Genomic DNA, 5,286 nt, shown 5'->3' with positions numbered 1-5,286 from the left:
GAGTGGAGCGTGCTGGGATGGAGAGTTTGATCCTGGCTCAGGGGGAACGCTGGCGGCGTGCCTAATGCATGCAAGTCGGACGGGAGCGCGTGATGAGCGCGCCGACCGTGGCGGACGGGTGCGTAACACGTGGGGAACCTGCCCTGGCGTGGGGGATAACCTGGGGAAACTCGGGCTAATACCCCATACGCTCGTTGGGCGGTAGGCTTGACGAGGAAAGGCCGTGGAGAGCGGCTGCGCGAGGAGGGTCCTGCGGCCTATCAGCTAGACGGTAGGGTAATGGCCTACCGTGGCGATGACGGGTAGCTGGTCTGAGAGGATGGCCAGCCACACGGGCACTGAGACACGGGCCCGACTCCTACGGGAGGCAGCAGCAGGGAATCTTCCGCAATGGGGGCAACCCTGACGGAGCGACGCCGCGTGCGGGAGGAAGCCCTTCGGGGTGTAAACCGCTGTTCGGGGGGACGATGGGGAGACGGTACCCTCGGAGCAAGTCCCGGCTAACTACGTGCCAGCAGCCGCGGTAAGACGTAGGGGGCGAGCGTTACCCGGAGTCACTGGGCGTAAAGGGCGTGTAGGCGGCTGGGTACGCCGCGTGTGAAAGTTCCCGGCTCAACCGGGGAGGGTCGCGCGGGACGGCCTGGCTTGAGGGCGGGAGAGGCGGGTGGAATTCCCGGTGTAGCGGTGAAATGCGTAGAGTTCGGGAGGAACGCCGGTGGCGAAGGCGGCCCGCTGGCCCGGTCCTGACGCTGAGGCGCGAAGGCGTGGGGAGCGAACCGGATTAGATACCCGGGTAGTCCACGCAGTAAACGATGCGGGCGAGGTGTGGGTGGAGTTGACCCCATCCGTGCCGGCGCCAACGCAGTAAGCCCGCCGCCTGGGGAGTACGGCCGCAAGGCTAAAACTCAAAGGAATTGACGGGGGCCCGCACAAGCAGCGGAGCGTGTGGTTTAATTCGACGCAACGCGAAGAACCTTACCAGGGCTTGACATGCCTCAGGACTCTGCCGAAAGGTGGGGGTGCCCGATGAGGGAGCTGAGGCACAGGTGCTGCATGGCTGTCGTCAGCTCGTGCCGTGAGGTGTTGGGTTAAGTCCCGCAACGAGCGCAACCCTCGGGGTCAGTTACGGGGGTGTCTGACCCGACTGCCGGGGAAAGCCCGGAGGAAGGAGGGGATGACGTCAAGTCCGCATGGCCCTGACGCCCTGGGCGACACACACGCTACAGTGACCGGGACAGAGGGCAGCGAAGGGGTGACCCGGAGCCAATCCCCGAAACCCGGTCGTGGTGGGGATCGCAGGCTGCAACCCGCCTGCGTGAACGCGGAGTTGCTAGTAACCGCCGGTCAGCCATACGGCGGTGAATACGTTCCCGGGCCTTGTACACACCGCCCGTCACGTCACGAAAGCTGGTCTCACCTGAAGCCGGTGGGCCAACCTGGGGGGAAGCTCCTGGGGGGCAGCCGTCTAAGGTGGGGCTGGTGATTGGGACNAAGCTCCTGGGGGGCAGCCGTCTAAGGTGGGGCTGGTGATTGGGACGAAGTCGTAACAAGGTAGCCGTACCGGAAGGTGCGGCTGGATCACCTCCTTTCTAGGGAGCGTTGGCTCCCGCGGTCAACCGGGGTGGCGCAGCGGCGCGTGGGGCGCTGCGGGACGGGGCGGAGGGCAGGGCGGCGCGCCTGAGGAGGCGGAGCAGCAGGCTCCGCGGAGGGCGACGGCCGGCTGTCACCCGTACCCGGAGTCGTCACCCTGTGTTCCGTCGATGTCGGTCAGGAGCACTCGGCCACACTTCAGTTGTCGGGGGCGCGTGGGCGTTTAGCTCAGTTGGTTAGAGCACACCCCTGATAAGGGTGAGGTCCCTGGTTCGAGTCCAGGAACGCCCACCTGGCGCGACGGTTATGGGGCTGTAGCTTAGTTGGGAGAGCGCCGCCTTTGCACGGCGGANGGAGGGCGACGGCCGGCTGTCACCCGGACCCGGAGTCGTCACCCTGTTCCCGGAGCGACGGGGCACGGAATCGCGAACCACACCCCAGTTGTCAAGGTGCTCGAACGAGCGGTGAGCACCTTACCAAGCGAGCGGAGCGTGGTCTAGGCGTCTGCAAGGGTCCATTCGACTGTGTCGGTGTTCCCGAGCGGAACCCGAGGACTCTGGACANNNTGTCGGTGTTCCCGAGCGGAACCCGAGGACTCTGGACAGGACTGGGGTTAGGGGCGCATGGTGGATGCCTAGGCGGCCAGGGCCGAGGAAGGACGCGGCCGAGCGGCGAAACGCCCCGGGGAGCTGCGGGCGAGCGGAGATCCGGGGGTCTCCGAATGGGGCAACCTGGCGTGGTGGGGAGCCACGTCACCCTGGGGGGAACCTTGGGGGCGGGAGCTTCTGAGGGAGTCTCAGGGAGGGCACCGGGGGAAGTGAAACATCTCAGTACCCCGAGGAAGAGAGAGCGATTCCCGGAGTAGTGGCGAGCGAAACGGGAGGAGCCCAAACCGTCGTCGCCCAGAGGGCTGCCGCCCGGAAGCGGCGGCGGGGTTGGACGGCCTGTCCGGGCCAAGCGGCAGGGCGGCCGCGCATGTCTTTGTCGGAGCCGAACGCTGCTGGAAGGGGCGACCGGAGAGGGTGAGAGTCCCGTAGGCGGACTGCGGGGGCATGCGTGGGGCAGGTGCGTGAGTACCACGGGGCACGAGGAACCCTGTGGGAAGCTGGGGGGACCACACCTCCAAGGCTAAACACCCTGGCCGACCGATAGTGGAGAGTACCGTGAGGGAACGGTGAAAAGGACCCCGGCGAGGGGGGTGAAAGAGCGCCTGAAACCGTGCGCCCACAGGCGGTCGGAGCCGCGGGAGCGGTGACGGCGTGCCTATTGGAGCATGAGCCGGCGAGTGGTCGGGCGTGGCGAGGCGAAGGGGGAGGCACCTGGAGCCGGAGCGAAAGCGAGTCTGAAGAGGGCGGGAAGTCGCGCCTGGCCGACCCGAAACCGGGTGAGCTACCCCTGGCCAGGCTGAAGCGCGGGGGAGACCCGCGTGGAGGGCCGAACCGGTGTCCGTGGCAAAGGGCTCGGAGGAGCTGGGGGTAGGGGTGAAATGCCAAGCGAACCCGGAGATAGCTGGTTCTCCCCGAAATGGCTTGAGGGTCAGCCTCGGTAGGAGGTCACGGGAGGTAGAGCACCGGTTCGGTGCGGGGGTGTGGAACCTACCAAGCCGAGCCGAACTCCGAATGCTCGTGGCTGGTTACCGGGAGTGAGACGTGGGGCGAAAAGGTTCTGCGTCGAGAGGGGAACAGCCCAGACCGTCGGCTAAGGTCCCCAAGTGCGGGCTGAGTGGTGAAGGAGGTGCGGGTGCGGAGACAACCAGGAGGTTGGCTTAGAAGCAGCCATCCTTGAAAGAGTGCGTAACAGCTCACTGGTCGAGCGCCCGTGCGCCGAAAATGACGCGGGGCGAAGCCCGCCACCGAAGCCGCGGGTCTTGGAGAGCGGAGGCTCTCTGAGGCGGTAGGGGAGCGTCGTCGTCGGCGGGGAAGGTACGGCGGGAGCCGTGCTGGAGCGGCGACGAGTGCGAATGCCGGCACGAGTAGCGGAAGGGCGGTGAGAATCCGCCCCGCCGGAGAGTGCCGAAGGGTTCCGCAGCGATGNGGCGGGAGCCGTGCTGGAGCGGCGACGAGTGCGAATGCCGGCACGAGTAGCGGAAGGGCGGTGAGAATCCGCCCCGCCGGAGAGTGCCGAAGGGTTCCGCAGCGATGGTCGTCAGCTGCGGGTGAGGCGGTCCTCAGCTGAGGGCGGAAGCCGTAGGCGAGGGGCAGCCGGTGAAGATTCCGGCCCCACCGGCGCCCGGTTGAGCGAAGGGGGGACGCTCCACGGAGGGTCTGGCGGTTGGAGGGACCGTCCAAGCCTGGGTCGTGGGCCGAGGGAAAGCCCGGCCGAGGAGCGGCACCAGGCGAGAGCGAGGTGGGGGTGAGGCCCTGCCGAGCGGACCTGGCGGTGGAGCCGAGAAAAGCCTCTAGCGAGGGCGGCGGTGACCGTACCGCAAACCGACACAGGTCGGCGCGTGGAGGACACGGAGGCGAGCGGGAGAACCCCCGTCAAGGAACTCGGCAAATTGCCCCTGTAACTTTGGGAGAAGGGGGGCCCCGGTAGGGTGGAGAGCCCGAGGGGGTTGCAGAGAGCAGGCCCGCGCGACTGGTTACCAAAACCACAGGTCTCGGCGAAGGCGGAAAGCCGACGTATCGGGGCTGACGCCTGCCCAGTGCCGGAAGGTGAACCGGAGGGGTGGAGAGCCCCGAAGGGAAGCCCCGGTGAACGGCGGCCGTAACTATAACGGTCCTAAGGTAGCGAAATTCCTCGTCGGGTAAATTCCGACCCGCACGAAAGGCGTCACGACGTGGGCACTGTCTCGACGGGGGGCCCGGTGAAACTGCTGGACCCGTGCAGAAGCGGGTGACCCGCGGCGGGACAAAAAGACCCCGTGGAGCTTGACTGCAGCTTGCCATTGGGTGCGGGCCCGGCCTGTGCAGGATAGGTGGGAGGCGGGGAAGCGGGGCCGCCAGGTCCCGTGGAGCCGGCGGTGAGATACCACCCTGGTTGGGTTTGCGCCCTCACCTGGCCCGTGGGAACGCGGGCAGGGACGGTGGCTGGTGGGCAGTTTGACTGGGGCGGTCGCCTCCTAAAAGGTAACGGAGGCGCCCAAAGGTCCCCTCAGGCCGGAGGGCAATCGGCCGGAGCGTGCATGGGCAGCAAGGGGGCTTGACTGCGAGGGGGACATCCCGAGCAGGGCCGAAAGGCGGGCCAAGTGACCCCACGGTACCGAGTGGGCGGGCCGTGGATCAACGGATAAAAGCTACCCCGGGGATAACAGGCTGATCGGGCCCAAGAGTTCACATCGACGGCCCGGTTTGGCACCTCGATGTCGGCTCGTCGCATCCTGGGGCTGGAGGAGGTCCCAAGGGTTGGGCTGTTCGCCCATGAAAGCGGCACGTGAGCTGGGTTCAGAACGTCGTGAGACAGTTCGGTCTCTATCCGCCGCGGGCGGTGGACGGTTGCGGGGAGCTGGCCCTAGTACGAGAGGACCGGGCTGGACGGACCGCTGGTGTGCCAGTTGTCGGCCAACCGGCAGCGCTGGGTAGCCAGGTCCGGACGGGATAACCGCTGACAGCATCTAAGCGGGAAGCCCACCCCAAGATGAGCCGTCCCACCCCACGAAGGGGGTAAGGCCCCGGGGAGATGACCCGGTAGCGAGGCGGCAGGTGGACAGCGGGTAACCGACTGGAGCCGAGCCGTCCTCATGGCCGAGGCCAGTCC

At 67.1% G+C, this 5,286-nt stretch carries 1 tRNA gene and 2 rRNA genes; all 3 read left to right on the top strand.

The features are described 5' to 3' along the window. The first annotated feature begins 14 nt into the window (after nt 1-14). Nucleotides 15-1,589: ribosomal RNA gene (locus tag NET03_RS13285) — 16S ribosomal RNA — on the top strand. 218 nt (nt 1,590-1,807) lie between these two features. Beyond that, a tRNA-Ile gene (locus NET03_RS13280) sits at nt 1,808-1,881 on the top strand. A gap of 315 nt (nt 1,882-2,196) precedes the next feature. Next, nucleotides 2,197-5,286, top strand: a 23S ribosomal RNA gene (locus NET03_RS13275). Together the 16S and 23S rRNA genes with 1 tRNA gene alongside form the textbook arrangement of a ribosomal RNA operon.

Source organism: Thermomicrobium sp. CFH 73360, from assembly GCF_023806465.1.
In the GTDB taxonomy this organism is placed as follows: Bacteria; Chloroflexota; Chloroflexia; order Thermomicrobiales; family Thermomicrobiaceae; genus Thermomicrobium.
Note: the sequence above shows the minus strand (reverse complement) of the source record. Positions and strands in the feature narration are given on the sequence as shown.